Below are 20,656 nucleotides of genomic sequence, written 5' to 3'. Positions count from 1 at the left end.
GCGATGCGCCGCGCGGGCGGCGCTCGATCTGATAGGCGCCACACCTCTCCCGCCAAACACTTGTTACAACCCACCCTTAAACATCGCCTCGTTCATTTCGTTCATCAGCACGAACTCCCGCTGTCTGCCCAGCAACCCTGAACAAGGCTTCCCCATGACCGCACCCCTGAACCGCCTCACCCTGGCCGCCCTGCTGGTCGCCTGCAGCCTGCCGGCCCTGGCCGCGGCGCCCGCGCACAAACCCGGCACGGTGTTCCGCGACTGCGCCAAGACCTGCCCGGAAATGGTGGTGCTGCCCGCTGGCAGCTTCATGATGGGTACCCCGAATGACGAGAAAGGCCGCCAGGACGACGAAGGCCCGCTGCACCAGGTGACCTTCAAGAAGGCCTTTGCCGTCAGCCAATACCAGATCACCAACGGCGAATGGAAAGCCTACCTCAAGGCCAGCGGTTACAAGGTCCCCAACGGCGACACCCGCCCGGGCCGCGAATGCATCGCGGGCGTGCCGCGCTACCAGCAGGGTGACCGCCAACCCGCCGTGTGCCTGAACTTCCACGAGGCCGAGGCCTACGCCTCGTGGCTGTCGAAGAAGACCGGCAAGGTCTACAAGGTGCTCAGCGAATCCCAGCGCGAATACGCCGTGCGCGGCGGCAGCACCGGGCCGTTCCCCTTCCCGCTCGATGACAACGACGAGCAGAAGTACCAGATCTCCAAGCACGCCAACACCTACGGCCCCACGGACGGCTTCTCCTTCACCTCGCCCGTCGGCAGCTTCCCGCCCAACGCCTTCGGTGTCTACGACGGCCACGGCAATGTCTACGAGTGGACCCGCGACTGCTACGTCGACAGCTACGCCACCGCCCCCACCGATGGCAGCCCGCAGACCAACAGCAGCGAATGCGAGGACCGCCGGGTGATCCGCGGCAACGACTACACCGAGGCGCCGATCTTCTCCCGCTCGGGCAATCGCAACGAACGCAGCTCCACCCTGCGCGGCGACTGGATCGGCTTCCGCGTCGCCCGCGAACTCTAAGCCCTCCCCACTTCCGGCGCCCCTGGCGCCGGATCCGCCTCGCCACTAAATCCGCGCAAAACCCTCTCGTCTACCAAGATCAGGGCCTGGTCCGCCGCCCTGCGCCAACGAATACTCACGAGATGACTCCATGACGTCCAAGACCCCCAGCCTCGCCCAGGAAACCCTGCGGATACTCAAGCCGTTCTGGATGCTGGTCGCGCTTTCGGCGGCCCTCGGCGTGGTCAGCGGCCTGAGCGTCACCGCCCTGCTGGCCACCATCAACAGCGCGATGAACGCCGTGGGCGGGCCGGACACCCGCACCGCCCTGCTGTTCGGTGGCCTGTGCCTGCTGACCCTGGCCTGCTCCACCGGCTCGAACCTGCTGACCAACTACGTCGGGCAGAAGGTGGTGGCGCGCCTGCGCCGCGAACTGGCCGCCAAGGTGCTGGTGGCGCCGATCGCACAACTGGAGCGCTACCGCGCCCACCGCCTGATCCCGGTGCTGCTCAATGACGTCAGCACCATCAGCGCCTTCGCCCTGTCAGTGGCGCCGATGGTCATCGCCTTCACCGTCACCCTCGGCTGCCTGTCCTACCTGGCGCTGCTGTCCTGGCAGATCCTGCTGGTCACCGTGCTGACCGTGGTGGTCGGCACCGGCGCGCAGTTCCTCGCCCATCGCCACGGCATGAAGAACATCCTTACCGCGCGCAACAACGAGGACGAGCTGCAGAAGCACTACCAGGCCCTTTCCGGCGGCGCCAAGGAGCTGCGCATCCAGCGCCAGCGCCGCCAGCATATGCACGACCAGTTGATCCACGGCGCCACCGAACGCATCTGCAAGGCCAACATCCGCGCGGCGAACATCTTCGTCAGCGCCGAGACCTTCGGCTCGATGCTGTTCTTCGCGGTGATCGGCATCGCCATCGCCTTCCAGGCCCTGTGGCCGAGCACCGACAAGACCGTGCTGGGTGGTTTCGTGCTGGTGATGCTGTACATGAAGGGGCCGCTGGAACAGCTGATCACCAACCTGCCGAGCATCAGCCGGGCACAGATCGCCCTGCGCCGGATCGCCGAACTGTCCCAGCGTTTCTCCTCGCCCGAACCGCACCTGCTGGTCAGCGACCGCGCGCCACAGGTGACAGAGGTCGCCTCCATCGAACTGCGCCAGCTGCGCTATGACTACCCTCAGGTCGAAGGCAGCCAGCCGTTCCACCTGGGCCCGGTGGACCTGACCATCCGCCAGGGCGACATCGTCTTCATCGTCGGCGAGAACGGCTGCGGCAAGACCACCCTGATCAAGCTGCTGCTGGGCCTGTACACCCCGCAACAGGGCGAGGTCCGCCTCAACGGCGAGACAGTTACCCCGCAGCGCCTGGACGACTACCGCCAGCTGTTCACCACCATCTTCGCCGACTATTACCTGTTCGACGAACCGCTGCCGGGCCTCGCCGAGCTGCCGCCGGAGGCCGCCAAGTACCTCGAACGCCTGGACATCGCCCACAAGGTCGGGATCCGCGACGGCAGCTTCACCACCACCGACCTGTCCACCGGCCAGCGCAAGCGCCTGGCGCTGATCAACGCCTGGCTCGACCAGCGTCCGGTGCTGGTGTTCGACGAGTGGGCCGCCGACCAGGACCCGGCCTTCCGCCGGGTGTTCTACACCGAGCTGCTGCCGGAGCTGAAGCAGCAGGGCAAGACCATCATCGTCATCTCCCACGACGACCGCTACTTCCCGGTGGCCGACCAGCTGGTGCGCATGCACAGCGGCAAGATCCTGGTCGAACGCAACCAGGAACCGGCCCTGCCCGCCTGACCCCTCCCCCACGGGCGGTGGCCCTGTCACCGCCCGCGCCGCTTAAATTCCCCGCCGCACCGCTCGTTCCCCTATTGCCGCACGCTGAATCAACCCTGCCTACAGGGAAGTCGCAGGTCACGCCTCTACCAACCGCAATAATTATTTTTCCGGTTTTGGCATTCGCATGCGTCCTACTCGCAACGGAATAATTTTCATTTACTTTGCGTACCTTGAGCCAGAGCATAAAAATGCCAATACCAGCCAACACCCTGACCCCTTTGAGCAAAGCGCTGATGCTGCGCCGGATGCTGCGCTCCTCGCCGGCCATGGCAACCCTCGGCCTCGCCCTGTCCCTGCCGCTGGCCGCCCAGGTGCAGGCCCAGGAGCAGGACTTCGACATCCCGGCCCAGTCGCTGGCCAGCGCCCTGCAAGAGCTGGGTCGCCAGGGCAACCTGCAGGTGCTGTTCAGCCCGGAAACCGTCCAGGGCCTGCGCAGCAGCCCGGTCAAGGGCCGCTTCTCGCCAACCCAGGCAGCTGGGGAGCTGCTCAGGAACAGCGGGATTCGCTACAGCGTGCAGGACAACACCCTGATCATCAGCGGTGCGGCAGAGTCCGGTTCGGCCATGACCCTGGACGCCACCACCATCAACGGCCAGGTGCTCGGCGCCACCACCGAGGGCAGCAACTCCTACACCACCGGTGCGGTGACCATCGGCAAGACCGCGCAATCGCTGCGTGAAACCCCGCAGTCGGTGACCGTGGTCACCCGCAAGCTGATGGACGACAAGAACCTGGTCTCGCTGGACCAGGTGATGGCCCAGACCACCGGTATCACCCGCGCCAACCGCGGCTACGGCAACCACCACTTCAGCTCCCGTGGCTTCGACCTCACCGACGAAAGCTACATGGTCGACGGCGTGCCCGGGCAGGCCTACGCCTACACCGGCTGGATGACCCCGGACATGGCGATCTTCGACCGCGTCGAAGTGCTGCGCGGTGCTTCCGGCCTGCTGGTCGGCGCCGGTAACCCGGGCGGCGCGGTGAACCTGGTGCGCAAGCGCCCGACCGCCGACCCGCGCTTCACCGTGATCACCCGCGCCGGTTCCTGGGACAACTATCGCCTGGACCTGGATGCCAGTGGCCGCCTCAACCCCCAGGGCACCCTGCGCGGGCGCATGGTCGCCTCCTATGAGGACCGCGGCTACTTCACCGACGTCACCAAGTCCAAGCGGCCACTGCTGTACGGGATCGTCGAGGCCGACCTGAACGACGCCACCACCGTCGCCCTGGGCCTGCGCCGCCAGACCTCGCGCATCGACGGCTACAGCGTGCTGGGCATCCCCAACAACCCCGATGGCAGCAACCCGCACCTGAAGCGCTCGACCTACCTGGGCCAGGACTGGACCAAGCTGCAGACCGACATGGACGAGGTGTTTGCCGACCTCACCCACCGTTTCAACGACAACTGGACCGCCAAGCTGGCGCTGTCCCATTCCGAGGGTGGCTACAACCGCAGCGCCATCGAGTGGGGCGCGCGGGAAACCCTGGAGTACAACGCTCCCGGCGGTCCGACGGTCAACACCGTCAGCTATCACAAGTTCGATGTGACCTCCAATGCCGTCGACGGCCACCTGGACGGCACCTTCGAGGCCTTCGGCCTGACCCACCAGTTGACCCTCGGCGCCAACTGGTCCAAGCGCAAGATGAACGACAAGGACAACACCATCGCGCTACCGAGCCCTATCCCGCTCAATGTGTTTGATCCCGACCACAGCAATATCCCCGAGCTGCAGCGTAACGGCTGGAAGTCCATGGACGACACCATCGACACCCGCTACGGCACTTACCTGAGCGCCCGCCTGCACGCGACCGAAGACCTGAGTTTCGTCCTCGGTGGCCGCCTGAGCTGGTACAAGAACGAAGCCTGGAACGGCCCAAAGGTAACTACCAGTCGCCAGGATGAAGAGTTCACGCCCTTCGTCGGTGCGATCTACGACCTGAACGACCAGTGGTCGTGGTACGCCAGCTACGCCGACATCTTCCTGCCGCAGTCCAACTACCGCACCGTCAGCGGCAGCGTGCTGGATCCATCCGTCGGCTCGAACTACGAGACCGGTATCAAGGGTGAGCTGTTCGACAAACGCCTGAACGTGTCCTTCGCCGTGTTCTACATCGAGCAGGAAGACGTAGCCCTGCAGGATACGGCCAACCGCGGCAAGTGCCCAACCGACCCGGCCGGCCGCTGCTGGACCAACGGCGATGGCATCAACCGCAGCAAGGGCTTCGAAGCCGAGGCCACCGGCGAACTGCTGCCGGGCCTGCAGGTCGCGGCCGGCTATACCTACAACACCACCAGTTCGTCCGAGGGCGGCCCGATCTCGGCACAGACCCCGAAACACATGGTGCGCGTGAACACCAACTACACCTTCCCGGGTGAATGGAACCGCCTGAGCGTCGGCGGTGGCGTCTCGGCGCAGAACTCCTACGTCGATGCCTACAACGAGGCGTACAACAGCGGCCGTGCGATCTTCGACGCCCGCGCCGCCTACAAGCTCGACGAGCACTGGACCGTCGGCGTCGACGTCGAGAACCTGTTCGACCGCAAGTACTTCGACTCCATGGGCTACTGGACCCGCGGCACCACCTACGGCACCCCGCGCAGCTACATGTTCACCCTGCGCGGCGACTTCTAAGCCCAGTTGCATGACCGGCGCCCCCTCTCGAGGGGGCGCTGTGCTTTCAGCGCCAGCGAGCGCCGCTGTTGTCTTTCCCCGCGTCCCGCCGCACACTCGTGCGCGCCAGCCAGGAAGCGGAGTCCGCAGTGCCCACGCCACGCCAGTTCAGCAAGAAGACCAGCACCAGCAACATGCTGCGACTCAAGTCCGGCGATGCCGGCAACCAGCGCCCCTACCGCGTCGACTTCGTCCTGCTCGAGCATTTCTCCATGGCCAGTTTCACCGTGGCGATGGACGTGCTGGTCACCGCCAACCTGCTGCGCACCGACAGCTTCACCTCCACCCCGCTGTCCCTGGCGGGCGATCGCGTGCTCAGCGACCTGGGCCTGGAACTGGTGGCCAGTCCGCTGGCGCCGCGCAGCCTGCAGGACCTCGACCTGCTGGTGATCTGCGGCGGCCTGCGCACACCCTTGAAATACCCCGACCTCGACCGCCTGCTGGGCGATTGCGCCAGCCACGGCATGACCCTCGGCGGGCTGTGGAACGGCGCCTGGTTCCTCGGCCGCGCCGGGGTGCTCGACGACTATGGTTGCAGCGTGCACCCCGAGCAGCGCGCCAGCCTGGCCGAGATCAGCCCGCAGACACGCATCACCCCGGCCAGCTTCACCCTCGACCGCGACCGCCTGAGCGCCGCCAGCCCCAACGGCGCCATGGAGCTGATGCTCGGGCTGGTGCGGCGGCTGTACGGCGATGCCCTGGCCGAAGGCGTCGAGGAGATCCTGTCGTTCTCGGGGGCGCGGTATCGCCAGGTCGGACCGGGGGCGAAGAAGTCCATGAGCCTGCACCTGCGCACCATCGTCGAGCTGATGGAGAACAACCTCGAGGAGACCCTGAGCCTCGACCAGCTGGCCACCTACTCCGGGCGTTCCCGGCGGCAGATCGACCGCCTGTTCCAGGCCCAGCTGGGCACCTCGCCCCGGCGCTACTACATGGAACTGCGCATCACCAAGAGCCGGCGCCTGCTGCAGTATTCGGATCTGTCGGTGATGGAGGTGGCGGTGGCCTGCGGGTTCGTCTCGGTCTCGCACTTCAGCAAGTGCTATGCGGCGTATTTCGGCTATCCGCCGTCACGCGAGCAGCGGCTAGGGGAATGACCCTGCTGCGCCCTATCGCAACTGTAGGAGCGGCCTTGCGCCGCGAAAGGGTCGCAACGCGACCCCGGCGACTCACCCGCAATCACAGATCCTGGAGCTGCTGCGTAACCCTTTAACAACACAAGGTCGCTCTACCCCCGCTCATTCAGCAATTCGCGAATCACCCGCTCCTGCCCCGCATAATCCCCCTCGCCAAAGTGCACATGGCGCACCTGCCCCTTGCGATCGACAAAGTAATGCGCCGGCCAGAACTGGTTGCCCCAGGCGTTCCAGATCCGGTAGCCATTGTCCACCGCCACCGGGTAGGCGATGCCCAGTTGCTGCACATGGGCCCGGACATTGTCCAGGTCGTGCTCGTAGTCGTACTCCGGCGTATGCACCCCGACCACCACCAGCCCCTGCTCGCCGTAGCGCCGCGCCCAATCATTGACATGGGGCAGGCTGCGCCGACAGTTGATGCAGTCGTAGGTCCAGAAGTCCACCAGCACCACCTTGCCCTTGAGCGCGGTGCCATCCAGCGGCGGCGAGTTGAGCCACTGCTCGGCCCCCGCCAGCGACGGCATGGGGCCGTAGCTGTCCCTGGCCAGCAGGTGGCCGGCCAGGCCCAGCCCGAGCAGGGCCAGGGCCACGCCGCCGGCCTTGAGCAGGCAGCGCTTGCCGCGCGCCTCAGTTGTCATGGCAGCCACTGGTGGCGTATGAGCGGTACTCGACACTCTGCGGCTTGCCCTGGGAGTCGAGGTAGTCCATGCGAGTCTTCACCGGCCCGCAGGTGGTGCCTGGCTCATCCTTCACCGACAGCACTTTCTTCACATCCAGCCGGTCGCCGTAGCGGTATTGCATCACGCTGGCGTCGTTCAGCGAGCTGCTGCTGGCCTGGGCCGTCAGGGCGCCGAGGCCGAGGACGGCAAACAGGGCGGCGCTGGCGAGGGTCTTGAGGTTCATGGCGTGTCTCCTTATGCGGATTCTGGTTTGGGAAGGCTTTACTCCCCGGTCGAGAGCCATTTCACGCCTGCCAGGTATCGCGCATGTGTCCGGCCAGGGGCCGCCGTGCTTCTTCCTGTATCTGTGTCGCCAGCAGATACACTGCAATACAAACCCGGGCAGGCAAGCCCGGATCCACTCGGTACACTGCGCCCATTCCCCACGTACAAGGACACCCCGATGGAACACGCCGATCACATCCTGATCGTCGACGACGACCGCGAGATCCGCGAACTGGTCGGCAACTACCTGAAGAAGAACGGCCTGCGCACCAGCATCGTCGCCGATGGCCGGCAGATGCGCGCCTTCCTGGAAAACAACGCCGTCGACCTGATCGTCCTCGACATCATGATGCCCGGCGACGACGGTCTGCTGCTGTGCCGCGAACTGCGCGCCGGCAAGCACCGCAACACGCCGGTGCTGATGCTCACCGCGCGCAACGACGAGACCGACCGCATCATCGGCCTGGAGATGGGCGCCGACGACTACCTGACCAAGCCGTTCTCCGCCCGCGAGCTGCTGGCGCGGATCAACGCCGTGCTGCGCCGCACGCGCATGCTGCCGCCGAACCTGACCATCAGCGAGAGCAGCCGGCTGATCGCCTTCGGCCCATGGCGGCTGGACACCACCGCCCGCCACCTGCTCGACAACGAAGGTACCCTGGTGGCGCTGTCGGGGGCCGAGTACCGCCTGCTGCGGGTGTTCCTCGACCATCCGCAGCGGGTGCTCAGCCGCGAGCAACTGCTTAACCTCACCCAGGGCCGCGAGGCGGACATCTTCGACCGCTCCATCGACCTGCTGGTCAGCCGCCTGCGCCAGCGCCTGGGCGACGACGCCCGCGAGCCGACCTGCATCAAGACCGTGCGCAGCGAAGGCTACGTGTTCTCGCTACCGGTGCAGTTGCTGGAGTCGCCGGCATGAAATGGCCGCGCACCCTGGCCTCGCGCCTGGCCCTGATCTTCTTCACCGGGCTGGTGCTGGCCTATGGCCTGTCGTTCAGCCTGCAGGCCTACGAACGGTACGTCAGCAGCCGCTCGATGATGCTCAGCAACCTGGAGCTGGATGTCTCGACCTCGGTGGCCATCCTCGACCGCCTGCCCGCCGCCGAGCGCCCGGCCTGGCTGTCGCGCCTGGAACGGCGCACCTACCGCTACCGGCTGGACGGCGGCCTGCCCGGCGAGGCCATGCCCAGCGCCGACCCGCCCATGGCCGCCGAGTCCATCGTCAAGGCCATCGGTGACCGCTACGCCCTGACCTTCCGGGAAATTCCCGGCCCCAACGCGCACTTCCAGGCTCACCTGCGCCTGGCCGACGGCGCGCCGCTGACCATCGACGTCACCCCTGCCCCGGTGCCGGTGGCCACCTGGCTGCCGGTGGTGCTGCTGATCCAGCTGGCGGTGCTGCTGGCCTGCACCTGGCTGGCCGTGCGCCTGGCCATCGGCCCGCTGACCCGCCTGGTCCAGGCGGTGGACAACCTCGACCCGAACAGCCCTGGCCCGCAGCTCGACGAGAGCGGCCCGCGCGAGGTGCGCTACGCCGCCGTGGCCTTCAATGCGCTGCAGGCGCGCATCGGCGCCTACCTCAAGGAGCGCATGCAGCTGCTGGCCGCCATCTCCCACGACCTGCAGACGCCGATCACGCGCATGAAGCTGCGGGTCGAGCAGATGGACGACGGCCAGGAGAAGGACAAGCTGGCGCACGACCTGGACGCCATGGAGCACCTGGTGCGCGAAGGCGTGGCCTATGCCCGCAGCATGGACAGCGGCACCGAGGCGCCATGCCGGGTCAACCTCGACGCCTTCCTCGACTCCCTGGTATTCGACTACCAGGACAGCGGCGCCCGGGTGGACCGCCACGGCAGCGCCCAGGCGACCCTGCAAACCCGTCCCCATGCCTTGCGCCGGGTGCTGGTGAACCTGGTGGACAATGCCCTCAAGTTCTCCGGCGCCGCGCAGCTGGAGGTGGGCTGCGAGAACGGCGTGACCCTGATCCGCGTGCTCGACGATGGCCCGGGCATCCCCGAGGCGGAACTCGACGACGTGCTCAAGCCGTTCTACCGGGTCGAGGGTTCGCGCAACCGCAGCACCGGCGGTACCGGGCTGGGGCTGGCGATCGCCCAGCAACTGACCCAGGCCATGGGCGGCAGCCTGACCCTGCGCAACCGTGCCGAAGGGGGACTGTGCGCGCAGGTCGAGCTACGCTGAGGTCCAGCATTACCTGTTAGTGAAAATCTCGACTGCGTACATCCAGCCCCTGCAACAAGGGGCTGATGTCCTCCAGTCGTCGGGCGATCAGGTGGCGCACCCCGCTCTCCTGCTCCAGGCGCCCGCTCACCTTGAGCAATTTCGAGCCCACCAGCGCCCGCCGCTGGCGCTCGGCCAGGTCGCGCCAGACCACCACGTTGACCATGCCGTGCTCATCCTCGAGAGTGACGAAGGTCACGCCACTGGCGGTCTGCGGACGCTGCCGGCCGACCACGATGCCGGCCACGGCAATCGTGTCGCCATGCTCGACCCCCGCCAGTTCCGTCGAGCTGCGACAACCCAGCGCCCGCAAGCGAGAACGCAGCAGGGTCAACGGATGCGGACCGAGGGTGGTGCCCAGGCTGTCGTAGTCGGCGGCCAGGTCCTCGGCGACACTCGGCAGCGGCAACGACACCGCCTGCTCGAACACAGGTTCGACCTCGGCAAACAGCGGCAACTGCGCCTGCACCGCCGCCACCTGCCAGCGCGCCTGGTGGCGGTCACCGGCCAGCCCGCGCAACGCTCCGGCATCCGCCAGGCGCGCACGGGCCCGAGCATCGAGCCCGGCGCGCAGGCACAGGTCCTCGACATCGCGCCACGGACGCTGTGCCCGCGCCTGCGCCAGGCGACGGGCATCGTCTTCGCAAAAGCCACGAATCTGGCGCAGCCCCAGGCGGATGGCCAGCGCGCCCTCGCCCACGGCTTCCAGGGTGCAGTCCCAGTCGCTATGGAACACATCCACCGGGCGTACTTCGATCCCTTGGCGACGGGCCTCCTGCAGCAGCTGGTCGGGGCTGTAGAAGCCCATCGGCCAACTGTTGACCAGCGCGCAGGTGAAGATCGCCGGCTCATGGCACTTGAGCCAGCTGCTGGCGTAGCACAACAGGGCGAAACTGGCGGCGTGGGACTCGGGGAAACCGTAGCTGCCGAAGCCCTTGATCTGCTCGAAGATGCGCTCGGCGAAGGCCAGGTCGTAGCCATTGCGCAGCATGCCCGCGACCAACCGCTCGCGGTGCGGCTCCAGCCCGCCATGGCGCTTCCAGGCGGCCATGCTGCGGCGCAGCTGGTCGGCCTCGCCCGGGCTGTAGTCGGCGGCGACCATGGCCAGCTCCATTACCTGCTCCTGGAACAGCGGCACGCCGAGGGTGCGCTCGAAGACGGCCTTGAGCTTTTCCGATGGATAGGTGACCGGCTCCTGCTCGAGCCTGCGGCGCAGGTACGGGTGGACCATGTCGCCCTGGATCGGCCCGGGACGGACGATGGCCACCTCGATCACCAGGTCGTAGAACTTCACCGGCTTGAGCCGGGGCAGCATGGCCATCTGTGCCCGCGACTCGATCTGGAACACGCCCATGGTCTCGGCGCGGCCAATCATGGCGTAGGTGGCCGGGTCCTCCTTGGGCAGGGTCGCCAGCGTGTACTCGCGCCCCCGGTGCCGAGCGATCAGGTCGAAGCAGCGGCGCAGCGCGCTGAGCATGCCCAGCGCCAGCACATCGACCTTGAGCAGGCCGACCATGTCCAGGTCGTCCTTGTCCCACTGGATCACCGTGCGTTCGGCCATCGCCGCGTTCTCCACCGGCACCAGTCGGTCCAGCGGCTGCTCGCAGATGACGAAGCCACCGGGATGCTGCGACAGGTGCCGGGGAAAGCCGATCAGTTCCCCCGCCAGCACCAGAATGCGCCGCAGCGAGGGGCTGTGGGCGTCGAAACCGGCCTCGGCCAGGCGCCCGGCATCGGGGATGCGATCATTCCAGCGCCCGCAGCACTTGGCCAGGGCGTCCACCTGGTCGGTCGGCAGGCCGAGCACCCGGGCCACGTCGCGTACCGCGCCGGCGGCGTGGTAGCTGCTGACCACGGCGGTGAGTGCCGCGCGGTGCCGGCCATAGCGGCGGAACACGTACTGGATCACTTCTTCACGGCGGTCATGCTCGAAGTCCACGTCGATGTCCGGCGGCTCGTTGCGCTCGCGGGAAAGGAAGCGTTCGAACAGCAGGCGATGTTCCATGGGGTCGAGCTCGGTGATGCCGAGGACGAAACACACCACCGAGTTGGCCGCCGAACCGCGCCCCTGGCAGAGGATGCGCTGGCGGCGGGCGAAGGCGACGATGTCGTGGACGGTCAGGAAGTAGCTCTCGTAGCCCAGCTCCTCGATCAACGCCAGCTCCCGCTCCAGCACCGTGCGCACCTTGTCGCTCGGGCCCTGGGGCCAGCGCTCGGGCAGGCCGCGCCGGCACAGTTCACGCAACCAGCTGGCCGGGGTATGCCCCTCGGGCACCAGCTCCCGCGGGTACTGGTACTTCAACTGCGACAGCTCGAAAGTGCAGCGCCCGGCAACCCGGGTGGTCTGCGCGAGCAGATCGGCGGGGTACAGCTCGCGCAGCTGGTCGAGCGAGCGCAGGTGGCGCTCGCCGTTGGCGAACAGGAAGCGCCCCGCCTCGGCGACCGCGCAATGTTCGCGGATGGCGGTCATGCAGTCCTGCAAAGCCCGCCGCCCGCGCACATGCATGTGCACATCACCGCAGGCCACCAGCGGGATATCCAGCCGCGCCCCAAGGGCGCGCAGCTGCGCCAGGCGCTGGCAGTCATCGGCCCCGCGATGCAGGTGCACCGCCAGCCACAGGCGCTCGCCGAACAGCTGCCGCAACCAGGCCCCGGCGCCATCGTCGGGCTCGGCCACCCACAGCGCCAGCAGGCCCTGGTGATGGGCCTCGAGGTCCTCGGCGAGCAACTGGTAGCGGCCCTTCTGCGAACGCCGCCGGGCGCGGGTGATCAGCGCGCAGAGGTTCTGGTAGCCGGCAAGGTCCTCCACCAGCAGGACCAGCTTCGGCCCCTGGTGCACCCGCACCTCGCTGCCGACGATCAGCTTCAGCTGATGCTGCTTCGCTGCCTGCCAGGCCCGGACAATCCCCGCCAGCGTGCATTCGTCGGTGATCGCCAGGGCCTGGTAGCCCTGCTCGCGGGCGCGGCGGAACAGTTCGTCGGCACTGGAGGCGCCGCGCTGGAAACTGAAGTTCGACAGGCAGTGCAGCTCTGCATACTCCGGGCTGTTCATGCGAACCAGCCCTGCAACCACAGCGGCCCGGGGCTCGCCAGGTCACGGAAGGCCCAACCGCGCAGGCCGTCACGGGTCTCGATGCGGTAGTAGTCACGACGCACGTCGCCGCCGTCCCACCAGCCGGACTCGATGCGCTCGGCCTGCCCCAGCAGTTGCAGGCCGGTCTCGCTCAAGAGCTGGGGTGTGGGCAGCAGCCAACCGGGACGACGACCAGGGGCCATCACCCGTTGGCCCTGGGCGCCCTGCTCCACGCCTTGCCAGGCATACTCGGGGCGATGGTCGGCTTCGGCGCGCAGGCCCCTGACCGCCTCGTCACCGAGCCGTGCCCGCAGCCGTTCACGCAGCTGCTCCCAGGGCTGGGCCTGCTGTGCACGCGGGTCGAACAGCGCCTGGCGTTGGGGCACGAATGGCGGCAGGTCGGCGGCCAACAGGCGCAGGTTGCGTACCGGCGCCGGGATACGCAGCGGCTCCAGGCGACCACGGGCCAGCTCGAACAGCAGCGAGGCGTCACGCTCGGCGGCCAGCAGGCCGACCTTGAGCACGGTGTCCGCGCCTTCGGCGTGCTCCAGGTGCAGCTCGAAACGCTGCACGCCGCAGTCGCGCCCGGCGAGGAAGGCCGCCAGGTCGCCGATGAGGCGGCGCAAGGGGAACAGCAGCGCCTGGTGCGACTCGACATCGAAATTCAGCTCCAGCCGCGCCTCGAAACGATCGGGCGGCTGGTAGAAGTCCAGCCCCAGGTTGCGCAGGCCGAGCAGCTGGTCCAGGTGCAACTGCACCTGGACACTGAAACGCCTGGCCAAGGCATCGCGCGGCAATGCCAGCACCTGCCCGAGCCGCTGCAGGCCCATGCGGGCGAAGGCCTCGGCCGCTTCGGCGGGCAGGCCGACACGCTCGACGGGCATCTCGAGCAAGGCGGCGCGAGTGGCCTGCGGGCAGGTCAGCGCCAGGCCGTCATGGCCATTGGCGAGCATCCTCGCCGCCACCGGATTGCTGGCCACGACAATGCGCTGGCGCAGCCCCAATGCCGCCAGTTCCTCGCGCAGGCGGGCCTCGAACAGCGGCCAGGGACCGAACAGCTGCAGGCTGGAGCCCACCTCCAGCAGCAACGCACGGGGATAGTGAAGACTGACCTGGGCGCTGAAGCGGTAGGCCCAGGCTGCCAGCAACTGCTGCAACTGCTCGATGCGCGCCGGCTCGACCTCGACGCAGGTGAAACCGTCGGCCAGGGCACGAGCGGCGGTCAGCGTCTGCCCGGCACGCAGGCCCAGCTCAGCGGCCGCCGGGTTGACCGCCCGCAGCACGCGGCGCTGGAGCGGCCCGCCGAGCAGCACCAGCGGCGCCTCGGGGTCGTCGCGTTCGCGCAGGACGGTGTCCAGCGCCAGCTGTGGCAACAAAATGCAGGCCCAGAGCATGGCGCATCACTCCCGTCCCGGGCAGGCGATGGGCGTGGCCGGCGCCAGGCCGCCCCGGCACTTGAGCACGCGCCACTGCGCCGGACGCAGGTCGAGGGCGATGCGCAGGGCGGCGGGTGATGGGTTCAGCGCGGCCTGGTGCGGGCGACAGGCAAACGCCAGCGCGTCGCCGGTCTCCGCGGCCACCTGCAGACGCCGCAGGGCACGGTCGTCGGCGTACCCTGGCCAGCACAGCACGGCGGCGCAACTGCCCGAGCGCAGGCACTGCTCGGCCGCCCACAAGGCATCGGCCGCCTCGGCGTCAACCTGCACCAGCCAGCGCAGGTCAACGCCAGCGGCCTGCCAGGCCGGCGCGTAGGGAATGAACGGCGGCGCCACCAGCACCACCCGCTGCCCCTCCCCGGTCAACCGGGCGAGTGTCGGCCAGAGCAGTTGCAGCTCACCGCAGCCGGGGCTGGCCAGCAGCAGCTCGCTCAGTGCCGCCGCCGGCCAGCCACCTTCCGGCAGACGATGGTCGAGGCTGGCATGCCCGGTGGGTTGCAGGCCCTGCGCACGCGCCTGGGCCTGCCGTCCACGCCATACCTGGCGCTGGTCGAGCAGTCGGTCGAGTTCGACCACGGCGCCCATCAGTCACGCCTCAGCAGGCCGCAGAACACGCCTTCGATGAAGAACTCGCGCCCGGGGCTCACGTCGATGGGGGCATAGGCCGGGTTGCGCGGCAGCAGGCGATAGCCGTCGCGGGTGCGCTGCAGGCGCTTGATGGTCACCTCGCCGTCGAGCCGGGCGACCACGATCTGCCCGTCACGGGCCTCGCCCTGCTGGCGGATGCCGACCAGGTCGCCGTCGAAGATGCCGTCATCGATCATCGAATCGCCGCGCACCTTGAGCAAATAGTCGGGGGTGCGCCGGAACAGGCTGGGGTCGAGCAGCAACTGCTCGTGGATATCGAGGTCGGGGCCGATCGGCGCACCGGCGGCGACCTGGCCAAGTACCGGGATCTCGAGGATCTCGGGCCGGCGCAGGGGCTCGGCCAGGCGGATGCCACGCGCCTGGTTGGGCGTGACGTCGATGAACCCGGCCTGGCTCAGGGCGGTGATGTGCTTGCGCGCCACGCTGCGCGAGGCGAAACCGAAGCGCTCGGCGATGTCGGCCAGCGACGGTGGCTGGCCTTGATCGGTGATGCGCTCGCGGATGAACCCGAGGATGGCGCGGCGTTTGGGGGATAAAGTGTCCATGGAGCACATTTGTACTCTTTTTTCAAAACACTGAACAGTCCCCTTCGTCGCCGGCCCTCCCCGCCCTGCCTCAGTAGCGAATGGACAAGGCGATCGCCTCGTTCGGGGTCTGGTGTTTGTCCAGCAGGCCCAGCACCTCTTTCTTCAACTGCTCCTGCCGGTCGATCAGCGCCAGGTCGCGGAACTTGTAGTCCAGGTCGGCATAGCTTTCCGACACGCCGGCATTGAGGTGGTTCTTGCCGAAGGTGTGCACGATGTGCTTGGACTTCCAGATGTCGTACTGGCTGAACACCTGGTCCTGCGGCAGGTGCCTGGCGACCGAGAACGGCACCCGGGTCAGCAGGCAGTAGTTCATCTTGTACTTGTGGAACTGGTAGTGCTCCAGGGAGTGGACGAACGACACGTACCAGATATAGGTGGCGATCACCTCGATGTTGAAGGCCTTGTCGCCGGGCTGGCACGGCAGGTTGACGTAGCGGCACAGCTCGGCGACCCAGTTGTTGATGTAAGGCTCGGAGCCGTCGCGCAGCAGGTCGTCGTAGCTGGCCGAGACGAACTTCAGCACCGCCGCGTAGTAGTCGCGGTACTGGGCGTTGAGCGCGTGCTGGCCATTGAGGTACTGGTCGAACGGGATGGCGAACTTGATCTCGAACTTCTGGGTCAGCGCCTGGTCCTCGGTCTCGCGCTTGTTGTACATGTTCAGGGCGTTTTCATAACCGACCTTGTAGAAGGTCTGTGCCGAGTAGTAGCCGATGCAGCTGTAGAGGAACTTGTCGGCGATGCCGGTGGTTTCGCGCAGCGACAGCGGCGACTCCTTGAACTGGTGGTTGAGCATCAGGATGTAGGCGGTATGCGGGTCCATCAGCTTGTGGAAGTTCGACTCCCTGGGCACCAGGTTGAACAGGAACGCCGCGCCCATTTCGGCGAAGAACAGGTGGTGGTGCAGGTGCGCGCCGAGGATGAAGAACACCATGGTGTTGGACATGAAGTACACCTTGGCCAGGTCCCAGTGCGGCTCGCCCGGGCCGACACTGAAGCCGTCGCGCAGAGTGATGCGCATGCTGTCGGCGGCAAAATCCTCGGCAATGGCGATGCTGGCCACGTCGAACACCGAGCTGGACAGGCGGATCTCGCGGGTGAAGTCACGCATGTCGAAGGTCGACACGCCATCGACCGTCTGCAGGTAGTGGGTGATCTGCGACGACATCAGGAACACCCGCAGGTCCTCGTCCGAGATGGCCGTCGGTTGCGGGAACTGGCCCAGCGGCACCTTGTAGTAGTCGCGGTTGGCCTTGATGATCGACTGGATGTAGTTGTGGTAGACCTTGTCCTTTCTCCAGCGGTAGACCAGCTCGGCGGGCAGCTTTTTCGGGATGTAGCCCATGTGGTAGTCGGTGCCCGGGATCGGCGTGCTTTCCATCGAGATGGAATCGCGGTTGTAGTGGCGGTAGCCGAAGTAGCGAGGCAGCAGCCATTTCAACTGGACCCACTTCCAGGCCAGGAAGCTGGTGCCGAGATTGACCGCATACAGCGCCAGCAGCAGCGGCACGAATTTCACGTAGTAAAGGCCCACGTACACATGCTTCAACGGCTCGGCGCGGGTCTTGCTCATCAGGATGATCACGGGGCTGACGGTGATGAAAAACGCCAGCAGGATGACTTCCAACATGCTTCAAACTCCTTGTTCGATCGCTTTGTTCTTGTTGCGGCTTGCGCCGTAGCTGTACAGGCAGGCGCCTGTGAAAATCACGTTGGCCACGCTCCAGGCGAGGGCCGCGTCGGGGCTGTACCAGTTCGTCAGGTCGAAGGCCGGCAGGTTCATCAACGGTGTGTCGCCGGCGAGCGTGCGCACGAACAGGTAAAAACCAAAGGTGTAGGCACGGGCCTGGAAGTACAGATCCGAGCGGCGCAGGAGCAAGGCGTAGGCCACCGGTGCCAGCAACAGCGGCAGGGCGTAGCCGAAGGTGGTGATCCGTGCCGAGTACAGGAAGCACAGGTTCCAGGTGGTGTAGAGGTAGGGCCAGTAGGCCGGGACATGCACCACGAAATCACTGTGACGGCCAGAGATCTCCCAATGCTTGCGCGAGTACGGCAGGCAGACGATCAGGCCCACGGCGGCGACGATGTTGAGGATGTTTCCGGTCTGCCAGTCGATCACCGAGGCTTCGATGATGTTCAGCACGATCACCACGTAGATGAGCTTGTAGATGAAGCCTTCGATCCTTGGCTTGTAGCGGGCATAGGCCAGGAAGCACATGGGCAGCAACACACTGATGGTCTTGATGCGCATGAACAGGTTGGCGTTGGGCACCAGCAGCGCCGGCAGCGACAGGACAAAGAAGGTCAGGCCCACCAGGCGGTAGCGCCTGAACAGCTCGGCGACCAGCAGGAAGGCGGCGAAAAAGGCCAGCATCAACAGCAAGGTGTTCGACATGAGGTGTTTCCCTACTCATTCATGGATCGACGTGCGGCGCGAACGCCGGGCACGGCAAAACCTGCCGCGCACGTCCGGGCCAGAGGCCGGGGACGGTGGAGCAATGGACAGGCGTTGCAGGTATCAGGTGGCTGGCTAGAGGGCCGCGGCGCGGCCTGGCTCAGGCCTTGCCGAGGACGTGCGCTTCAGCCTCCAGCCACTTCTTCACGGCTTCGGGCATCGGCGCGGTGGTGGGCTGGACCTTGAGCTTCTCGGCGATCACCGCATTGGCGACCAGGCCCTTGCGACCGACCCAGGCGCCTTTGGAGTAGCCGGTCACGACCACTTCGCCAGCCATGTTCAAGAAGCTGTACTGGAAGTAGGTCCAGTTTTCGTCGAGGCAGCAGATGCTGAATTCGGCGGTATACTTCTCGAACATAGAAAGTTGCTTCTTGTAGACAACCAAGTTGCCACCGAGCATCGGCTTCCAGCCCAACTTGAAGGCCGGAATGAGGATTTTCGCGCGCAGGCAAAGTTCCAGCATGAACAAGTCGGCGATGGTCATGTAACGACCATTGTTCATGTGTTTGTTGATGTCGATATCGTTCGGCCAGACCCGCAGCGTGCGGTGCAGCGTGTCGGTCAGGGCCATGGGCGGCTTGAAGAAACCGCGCAGGACAGCCAGCAACAGGCGGATGTACAGATTCATCCGGTTATCCCTCCCTAGGATTTTTATTATCGTTCCCTGTCAAGCCAGCCGTTGATGCGTCGGCTGGCGGCAAGCGGCGCATTGCAGGCCTGCTTGTTTGCTTCGTAGCGGTGGCGAAACTAACAGCTTTCCCCAAGAGCAACCAGTGGCCAACACCTTAATTGGTCGAAAAACGCCAACTGAATAACCGGTCACGTTCGGACTTTATATCCGGTTGATGCTGAAACGTTTGTTCTTTTATTGGAAAACTATTCGTCGCGGTGTCCCGCTAGTCCATGTGCTCGCACAACGCCTGGCGCAATGCCTCGGGCACTGCAACCGGCTGCATGCTCTCGGGGCAGACGCACACCTGGGTCATGCTGGCGCGAAAGCAAACCTGGCCGTCGGCGCCGCGCGCCTCCACGGCGAAGCTGAATGATGTGGTACCAGGCTCACCACTGCTGACCTGCACGCTGATCAGGTCGCCCCAGGTCATGGGCGCCAGGAATTCGATGGACAGGGCCCGCGCCGGCGGCATCACGCCCATGGCGAACAAGGTGCGCAGACCTTCGCCGCCAAGGCGGTGGGAGAGAAACTCATGAATCGCCTCGATGACGAAATAGGAGATGCGCGGCGTATAGACGATCCCCGCGGGATCGCAGTCGCCAAACAGAACTTTCCTGGTAGTGACAAAAGGCATGGCGTTATGTGCTCCGTGCTGGGAATGCCTGGCCGCTCATACTAACGTACAAACGGCTGGCATCTTTGCTGCCCACCACTCCCAAGCCATGCACCAAGGCAGGCAACAAAAACCTGACAGGTTCGGCACGTTGCAACAAATAATGAAATGGCTACCCCCGCCCCACCCTGTGTCAGCCCTCTAAGCTTTCACAGGGTGCCTATCGGAGTGCAACGCCATGAACACTGTCGCCATCATCGCCATCGACCTGGGAAAGTTGAGCTTCCATGTACACGCTCAGGATGATCGGGGTCATGAGCTCTATCACCGCAGGTTCAACCGTGAGTCACTCATCCGCCACCTTGCCAATCTTGCGCCCTGTACGGTGGCGATGGAGGCCTGTGGTGGCTCTCATTTCATGGCGCGAGAGGTGACGAGACAGGGTCATACGCCCAAACTTATTCCCGCACAGTTCGTTCGCCCCTACGTGAAAAGCAACAAGAATGACTTTGCCGATGCTGCCGCTATCGGTGAGGCGGCAACCCGCGATCAGATGCGCTTCGTGCCTCCCAAAACCGAGGCCCAGCAGGCGCTGGCGATGCTCAATTCACTGCGCGACAGCTTCATCAGAGACCGTACTGCCACCATGAACCGCATCCACGCTTATTTGCTCGAGGTGGGGGTCAGTTTGGCACCCACCTTCAAGGCGGTCCGGGAGCTCCCCATTCTGCTGGACGACAGTACCTTCTCACCGTTGATCAAGAAGCTGTTGCTGGACCTACATGCCCACTTCCGCTATCTCGATGATCGGATCAAGGCTCTAGACAAGGAAGTGCATAGCCAGGCCGTTAGCGATGATCTTGCTTCCCGTTTGATGTCGATACCTTGTATTGGCCCGATCACCGCTACCGCCCTGGCTGCGGAATTGGGTGATGGTAAGCAGTTCCGCTGTGGGCGAAATTATTCAGCCTCCATAGGCCTGGTTCCCAGGCAGCACACGACAGGCGGCAAACCTTGCCTGGGGCGAATCAGCAAGCGGGGCGACGGCAATCAGCGACGACTGCTGATCCAGTGCGCGAGGGTCTATCTGATTGGGCTGGAGCGCAAAACCGGCAAGCTGGCGGACTGGGTACGTGGCTTGCTACGTGTTCACCACCCCAACCTGGTGGTGTGCGCTATCGCCAACAAACTGGCCCGAATCGCCTGGGCCATCACGGCACACCACAGCGAATTTGATGCAGGGTCAAGCGCCATGAACGCTTGACCCTGCAGACACACGAGTAACAACCCACCTGGTTTTGCGATGCTGCA

Annotated in this window: 17 protein-coding genes; 7 read left to right on the top strand and 10 right to left on the bottom strand. The window is 65.7% G+C overall.

The window, feature by feature from the left end:
* Nucleotides 1-154 precede the first annotated feature (154 nt).
* The 4 genes from PRtIB026_RS14730 (at nucleotide 155) to PRtIB026_RS14715 (ending at nucleotide 6,639) form a co-directional block, all read left to right on the top strand.
* Entirely contained in the window at nucleotides 155-1,033 is an 879-nt protein-coding gene (locus tag PRtIB026_RS14730) for a formylglycine-generating enzyme family protein (RefSeq protein WP_203646865.1), read from the top strand.
* Nucleotides 1,034-1,163: 130 nt separating this feature from the next.
* Nucleotides 1,164-2,828 (top strand): cyclic peptide export ABC transporter, encoded by a 1,665-nt coding sequence (locus PRtIB026_RS14725; RefSeq protein WP_203646866.1) that lies wholly within the window; start codon nucleotides 1,164-1,166, stop codon nucleotides 2,826-2,828.
* A gap of 230 nt (nucleotides 2,829-3,058) precedes the next feature.
* A complete protein-coding gene (locus tag PRtIB026_RS14720) occupies nucleotides 3,059-5,503 on the top strand; it encodes a TonB-dependent siderophore receptor (protein ID WP_050705626.1) in 2,445 nt (814 codons plus the stop codon).
* A 128-nt stretch (nucleotides 5,504-5,631) separates the two neighbouring features.
* The gene (locus PRtIB026_RS14715) at nucleotides 5,632-6,639 is read left to right on the top strand and encodes a GlxA family transcriptional regulator (RefSeq protein WP_203646867.1); all 1,008 of its coding nucleotides are present in this window, start codon (nucleotides 5,632-5,634) and stop codon (nucleotides 6,637-6,639) included.
* A 131-nt stretch (nucleotides 6,640-6,770) separates the two neighbouring features.
* Here the strand turns inward: PRtIB026_RS14715 and PRtIB026_RS14710 are convergent, their stop codons facing one another.
* Nucleotides 6,771-7,286 carry a thioredoxin family protein gene (locus PRtIB026_RS14710; RefSeq protein WP_420713665.1) on the bottom strand — a complete coding sequence of 172 codons (516 nt, stop codon included), beginning with the start codon at nucleotides 7,284-7,286 and terminating at the stop codon, nucleotides 6,771-6,773.
* A 19-nt stretch (nucleotides 7,287-7,305) separates the two neighbouring features.
* Nucleotides 7,306-7,581, bottom strand: coding sequence for a DUF2790 domain-containing protein (locus tag PRtIB026_RS14705; protein ID WP_203646871.1), 276 nt, complete (start codon nucleotides 7,579-7,581; stop codon nucleotides 7,306-7,308).
* A 219-nt stretch (nucleotides 7,582-7,800) separates the two neighbouring features.
* Here PRtIB026_RS14705 and PRtIB026_RS14700 point away from each other — a divergent pair, with 219 nt between their 5' ends.
* Both PRtIB026_RS14700 and PRtIB026_RS14695 read left to right on the top strand, forming a co-directional pair.
* Entirely contained in the window at nucleotides 7,801-8,541 is a 741-nt protein-coding gene (locus PRtIB026_RS14700) for a response regulator (protein WP_050705623.1), read from the top strand.
* Complete coding sequence (locus tag PRtIB026_RS14695; RefSeq protein WP_203646873.1) at nucleotides 8,538-9,824, top strand: sensor histidine kinase; 1,287 nt, start codon at nucleotides 8,538-8,540, stop codon at nucleotides 9,822-9,824. Before PRtIB026_RS14700 ends, PRtIB026_RS14695 begins: the two co-directional genes overlap by 4 nt.
* Before the next feature lie 16 nt (nucleotides 9,825-9,840).
* On the opposite strand, the gene PRtIB026_RS14690 is transcribed toward PRtIB026_RS14695, so the two are convergent.
* From PRtIB026_RS14690 to PRtIB026_RS14655, 8 genes are all read right to left on the bottom strand, one after another.
* Nucleotides 9,841-12,915: an error-prone DNA polymerase gene (locus PRtIB026_RS14690; RefSeq protein ID WP_203646874.1), complete on the bottom strand. Its 3,075-nt coding sequence runs from the start codon at nucleotides 12,913-12,915 to the stop codon at nucleotides 9,841-9,843.
* Nucleotides 12,912-14,330, bottom strand: coding sequence for a Y-family DNA polymerase (locus PRtIB026_RS14685; protein ID WP_203646875.1), 1,419 nt, complete (start codon nucleotides 14,328-14,330; stop codon nucleotides 12,912-12,914). The genes PRtIB026_RS14690 and PRtIB026_RS14685 overlap by 4 nt, the downstream gene beginning before the upstream one ends.
* Before the next feature lie 6 nt (nucleotides 14,331-14,336).
* Nucleotides 14,337-14,957 (bottom strand): translesion DNA synthesis-associated protein ImuA, encoded by a 621-nt coding sequence (gene imuA / locus PRtIB026_RS14680; protein WP_203646876.1) that lies wholly within the window; start codon nucleotides 14,955-14,957, stop codon nucleotides 14,337-14,339.
* Complete coding sequence (lexA, locus tag PRtIB026_RS14675; protein ID WP_267812290.1) at nucleotides 14,957-15,574, bottom strand: transcriptional repressor LexA; 618 nt, start codon at nucleotides 15,572-15,574, stop codon at nucleotides 14,957-14,959. Before lexA ends, imuA begins: the two co-directional genes overlap by 1 nt.
* A gap of 61 nt (nucleotides 15,575-15,635) precedes the next feature.
* Entirely contained in the window at nucleotides 15,636-17,234 is a 1,599-nt protein-coding gene (locus tag PRtIB026_RS14670; protein WP_203646877.1) for a hypothetical protein, read from the bottom strand.
* A 3-nt stretch (nucleotides 17,235-17,237) separates the two neighbouring features.
* On the bottom strand, nucleotides 17,238-17,999 hold the full coding sequence (locus tag PRtIB026_RS14665) for a hypothetical protein (protein WP_203646878.1): 762 nt from the start codon (nucleotides 17,997-17,999) through the stop codon (nucleotides 17,238-17,240).
* Nucleotides 18,000-18,159: 160 nt separating this feature from the next.
* Complete coding sequence (locus tag PRtIB026_RS14660; RefSeq protein WP_198743174.1) at nucleotides 18,160-18,687, bottom strand: thioesterase family protein; 528 nt, start codon at nucleotides 18,685-18,687, stop codon at nucleotides 18,160-18,162.
* 268 nt (nucleotides 18,688-18,955) lie between these two features.
* Nucleotides 18,956-19,366: an acyl-CoA thioesterase gene (locus tag PRtIB026_RS14655; RefSeq protein ID WP_203646880.1), complete on the bottom strand. Its 411-nt coding sequence runs from the start codon at nucleotides 19,364-19,366 to the stop codon at nucleotides 18,956-18,958.
* A 217-nt stretch (nucleotides 19,367-19,583) separates the two neighbouring features.
* Between PRtIB026_RS14655 and PRtIB026_RS14650 the strand changes: the two genes are divergently transcribed.
* Entirely contained in the window at nucleotides 19,584-20,609 is a 1,026-nt protein-coding gene (locus PRtIB026_RS14650) for an IS110 family transposase (protein WP_203646634.1), read from the top strand.
* Nucleotides 20,610-20,656 lie beyond the last annotated feature (47 nt).

The sequence above is a fragment of the Pseudomonas sp. RtIB026 genome (genome assembly GCF_016861355.2).
GTDB classification, from domain to species: domain Bacteria; phylum Pseudomonadota; class Gammaproteobacteria; order Pseudomonadales; family Pseudomonadaceae; genus Aquipseudomonas; species Aquipseudomonas peradeniyensis.
The sequence above is the reverse complement of the archived record's forward strand: the minus strand, read 5'-3'. Positions and strand labels throughout refer to the sequence as shown.